Below are 4,620 nucleotides of genomic sequence, written 5' to 3' on the forward strand. Positions count from 1 at the left end.
TTAGGGTGATACTTCTGAATGGCAAATCACTGAATCCCAGAGGTCAGCACGGAATGATTTTGGTGATATCTCAATTGAATCAAATGAGGAAAGGCTAATGACTTCCTCTACAGGTCGAACAGAAGTCAAGTTTGAAGTAATTGGTACCATGCTCTTACTCCTAATAATCTTGCTTTATTGGATAGGTATGGAAGCTTCTAAATATCGCGCGACATTTGGCAAGCTAGCCGTTGGTATAGTAATTGTCAATGAGAATGTAGAAAGAATTGGCATATGGCTAGTTATTTCTCGCAACATTCTTAAGTGGTTGTTTACTATTATTTTTTGTCCAATCTTCATATTCGTTGCATTCTCAAGATATAAGCAAGGAGTACATGATCTAATAGCACATACTTATGTAGTAAAACATAGCACTGTCAAATAACACCTAATCATAATTATTCTTAAGCCATTACTTGCCGTATTATTGTGTTATAGGCAGTTTGAGTCAAGAGCGCTTAAAAATCGCTATCAACAAAGTTTCGCTTCAAAAAGATCTCAGTTTAAACGAGTTTATTAAAAATTATGGAACGGAAGAGTAGTATTTCCAAGAACTGTATAAGCTGCGATGGCCTGATGGATTTATATGTCCAAAGTGTGGATACAATAAATGTTGTCAATTGACACAGAGAAGCCTTCAGCAGTGTCATAAGTGCCACCATCAAACCTCTATAACAGCAGAAGGCCAGCCAATCTGGATAAAGCTTAGTTTTTCTCAAGGAAGAAATAACCGTTTGGAGCCGTCAAAACGTGGTTATTGTTAGTAGCGTTATTTCAGATCGGTTAGCTTTTTTTATGGCGTAATTTATGCAGGCTGTAAGCACGATAAAATCGTCTGCGGTGGTGGTCGTGCATCAGTAGAAGAACCTGAGTTTTATTGGGTTAATACCATTCTGGGGAATTTAAAAATTGCATTACGCAGTACGTACCATGCAATTCGAGCTAAATACGCACAACGTTATCTTGCAGAGTTTCTGTATCGATTTAATCAACGGTTTAATTTAAAAGATTTTATAGCAAAACTTGTCTACGAGGCATCGAGAACTCCTGCGTTACCAGGAAAATTGCTGAGAATAACTTAGAGTGAGTTATAATTATAATATGAAGACGATAGCTCCAGCAATCTTTTTCTGATTAGAAGTGACACATAATCAGACTCCATATTTTTTTGCTCTTTTAGCGACAATGGAACATCAGGACTAACCTGTTCTAATATTGCTTCATCTTCATAGCTAATTGCCATACTTAATTCCACAATATCAGAGGTTTTTACATCTACTTCCCTATCATTACGAATGATAAAACTTACCCATAGGCATGTAGTTTCATCAATAGGAGTATATGAGTAAATGGTTATATTACATAAATCATTCGGCAAATATAATACCATTTTTACAGTAAATGGTATAAACCAGAAAAACTCTCTAGGAAGGTTCATTTTGGAATTACTTTTAACATTCCATGCTTTTGCTTGTAAAGGATTACCATAATTATTGATAGCAGATTTAAAATATAATCCATTTTCCATCTCTTGAATGGCCTCTGGTCGGCGTGGTACAGCGCTAGCTTTATCACCAAGTTGAGTATGAACATAATGATGATGCGCATTATCAAAGTTATTTTCTATTCCTGCTAATGGGCTACATCGCCAACTTCTATTTTCAAAATGAATAGTCCTATAATTTGTATTGAAAAACTCAGGTATATCAGGTATTGGCATAATCGGATCTTTAAGTGCCACCCATACATAATCGTATGATTTTTTACAATGGTAAGCTTTTATTTTATATCTAGCTGGAATTTCATCACCAGAATAGTGTGGTATTTTCACACATTGTCCTTTTGAATTATATTCCCACCCATGATTTGAACATTGAATATTTCCTTTAACAACCTTTCCATTTGTAAGTGTTGCCCATCGATGACAACACTTATTGTCTATAGCAGCAGGCTCTCCACTTTCATCAAGCCAAAGTATGATTGGCTGTTTCATCAACGTAAAAGCAAAAGGTCCTTTTTTTAGTTTACTAACAGGACATATTGGGTAAAAAAAACTTTCAAAAAACGGTTCTAATGCAATTACCATTATCAATATCCTCCTTGCAAATATACCCATAGCTAAGGGTATAACAGTATATCATTAACCAATTCCAAATACATATACACATCTAACACACTAATTAAAACTCTTCACACCCAGTATAATATACTATTACTTACAGAAGATAGTTTCACTTTAAAAACAAGACTATTTTTTCATATTTACCACTAAAATTGTTACAATTAAAATATAAATCAAGGAGGAGTATGTGAAAGTTTTAGGTCCTTTACTGTTTTCTTTAATTGCAGCATTTGGAAATGCTCTCTTTGCCACAGGACAAAAAAAGGCAGGCTATCTTGACAACATGTTAACCTTTGTTTCTTTATCGGGTATATTTTTTGTTATTTTAGTAACCCTAGCAGCCCCATTATTTGGATCATCAAACTATCTTGAAATAGTTAAATCCAATTGGCAATGGTCATTACTCAGTGGTATAGGTCTACTACTAACCTGTGTAGGATTTAATTTACTGTATACGAATTATGGGGCATCAAACTATATCTTATATGCAGCATTATCAATAATTACTACCTCATTAGTAGTCGGCGTTCTAATATTTAAGGAAAGTATAAATTTTTTTCACTGGTCAGCATGTATTTTCGCATTACTTGCAATTGTTTTTTTTAGTGTAGGCAATCAGTTAAACTGAAGCTAAAGATATCAAAATATACAGAATCCTCTATCATTTTGAAACCAGCATATAATCAAAAAGTATACCTCACTAGATATTTCTTCTAATGTAGCTATATTTTGAACTGTGCTAATTAATAATAAAATTAGCAACCAGAATTTATTTACCCCCATACAAAGATTTAGATTTGGTTAGCCCTTTTAGCGCCATCGTGCAGCAGTAGTGAGCATCGTTCATGCTATTTTGTGGATTCACTTTGCTTGTCATATAAACTTTATTTTTCTTCTATATTAAATTTGTAAACACTTACCCCAACCCCCTTCTAATTTTAATTAAACTACTAATAAAGGAACTGAAATCAAAGGGAGATGGATGGCAAAAAGCAACTTAAGTAACGATGAAATTGTTAATACTCTTGAAACTTTAAGGGAGGAATCAGTTAACAATGTAAGAAGCCCTTACCAACTTTCTTTTGATCAAGGTAAACAATCGTTTGATAAATGGACACAGGAGTCACTTTCATTTTTTGGTGAGAAATTCTCAAATGAGAAGGATTAGTTAAAGGAGATCGTAAACCCTACTTATAACTTATAGTGGAGAAAGCATATCGCTTGTAGATTCATCAGAAAAGTTCTTCTAGGATCATATTGGTTCCAAGTTAGATCGCTATAAGATCAATTATTAACGAGCTTGAATAACTATCTCAGACGCTGGTAGAGGGCCATAGCCTTCTGTCAGGCACTTTTAGTTAAGAAACCATTTGCATTCTGGCTCATTAACCTCTATAAGTCTTACTGAATTCAACAAAACGCGAGATTATGAATGAGCACAGGTACTGTTAAATTTTTTAGTGAAGCAAAAGGTTTTGGTTTTATCACTCCAAGCGAAGGTAAAGACCTGTTTTTCCATGTATCACAAATCCAAGGCCATGAGCCTCGTGATGGTGACAAAGTAGAATTTGAGATTGGCCAGAGCCAGAAAGGACCTTGTGCTGTCAATGTCCAAGTTGTTGACTAACAACGATTAGGTACCTATTGGATAGGTGGAGCATCTCCATAACCTTCTCCGTTAGGTACTTCAACTCCTCAACCATCAGCATATCACCCACCAGGCCTTACCTTTAGTGCTTCCAGACTACCCAATTGCTGCTTATACAGTGACATCGTTGTCTCTATGGGTGGAAACTCAAGCATATCCTCACCGACAACCCTGACACCAAGTTTATCTGAAGGTTAGCCCTCCGTTCCGTATACGCATATTCCCTACCAAAACCACAACCCTGTCGACTTCCATTTATTCATCGACAATAGCTGACCTTACGAGCACTACATGATATTACTCTGTATGTCTTTGTGGGCCTCTCAAAGTTGTTCAAAAATTTCAGGCAAAAGCTCAGTGTAAGTGCTGTATAACCTTTTAAGGTAACGCTTGTATTTATAAGCTTTGTAAATGCCACCATTATAGCTAAATACCAGAGCAAGTAGTTTCAGAATTGTATATTGACTACTAAGGACAGGTTTTGTGAGGGTCAAAACCATCGTGTCCAAAGAGTACATAACGCCCTTTGAACACACCGTGTGAATCCCCCCCTGTAGACAATACCCTTTTGCCTTATCATTTAAACCGGTGTGGTTATACGAAATAACTCTTATTTCTTTCGCTAAATTAAAAAGCCCCGCGCTGTTTTAACGAAGCTTATTAAGATCGTATTATTGAATATATGGTGTCTTATCGGGTAACGCGTAAAACTTCACCCTCAGAGAATGATGAGGATTTCAGCTCAGCATTAATCTCATGCTTGCATACGTATGTTTTATGATCAATAACTTGGTTTATTTTATATTGAAGA

The 4,620-nt window shown here is 35.5% G+C and carries 6 protein-coding genes and 1 pseudogene; 5 read left to right on the top strand and 2 right to left on the bottom strand.

Annotated elements, in window-relative coordinates; genetic code table 11:
* Complete coding sequence (locus KCG35_RS23715) at window positions 1-150, bottom strand: hypothetical protein (RefSeq protein ID WP_215822341.1); 150 nt, start codon at window positions 148-150, stop codon at window positions 1-3.
* Window positions 151-187: 37 nt separating this feature from the next.
* On the opposite strand from KCG35_RS23715, the gene KCG35_RS27150 reads away from it, so the two are divergent.
* Complete coding sequence (locus KCG35_RS27150) at window positions 188-424, top strand: RDD family protein (RefSeq protein WP_373687372.1); 237 nt, start codon at window positions 188-190, stop codon at window positions 422-424.
* Between the two features lie 79 nt (window positions 425-503).
* Window positions 504-1,121 (top strand): annotated as a pseudogene (locus tag KCG35_RS27155) (transposase).
* Here the strand turns inward: KCG35_RS27155 and KCG35_RS23735 are convergent.
* Window positions 1,118-2,125, bottom strand: a complete 1,008-nt coding sequence (locus KCG35_RS23735) for a Rieske 2Fe-2S domain-containing protein (protein WP_215822335.1) — start codon at window positions 2,123-2,125, stop codon at window positions 1,118-1,120. The pseudogene KCG35_RS27155 and the gene KCG35_RS23735 overlap by 4 nt on opposite strands.
* Before the next feature lie 223 nt (window positions 2,126-2,348).
* Here KCG35_RS23735 and KCG35_RS23740 point away from each other — a divergent pair, with 223 nt between their 5' ends.
* The 3 genes from KCG35_RS23740 to KCG35_RS23750 all read left to right on the top strand — a co-directional run bounded on the left by KCG35_RS23740 (window position 2,349) and on the right by KCG35_RS23750 (window position 3,788).
* Window positions 2,349-2,789, top strand: a complete 441-nt coding sequence (locus tag KCG35_RS23740) for a hypothetical protein (protein ID WP_215822336.1) — start codon at window positions 2,349-2,351, stop codon at window positions 2,787-2,789.
* A gap of 354 nt (window positions 2,790-3,143) precedes the next feature.
* A complete protein-coding gene (locus KCG35_RS23745; RefSeq protein WP_215822337.1) occupies window positions 3,144-3,329 on the top strand; it encodes a hypothetical protein in 186 nt (61 codons plus the stop codon).
* 264 nt (window positions 3,330-3,593) lie between these two features.
* A complete protein-coding gene (locus KCG35_RS23750; RefSeq protein WP_215822338.1) occupies window positions 3,594-3,788 on the top strand; it encodes a cold-shock protein in 195 nt (64 codons plus the stop codon).
* Window positions 3,789-4,620: the final 832 nt, after the last annotated feature.

This window comes from Zooshikella harenae (assembly GCF_018837975.1).
GTDB classification, from domain to species: domain Bacteria; phylum Pseudomonadota; class Gammaproteobacteria; order Pseudomonadales; family Zooshikellaceae; genus Zooshikella; species Zooshikella harenae.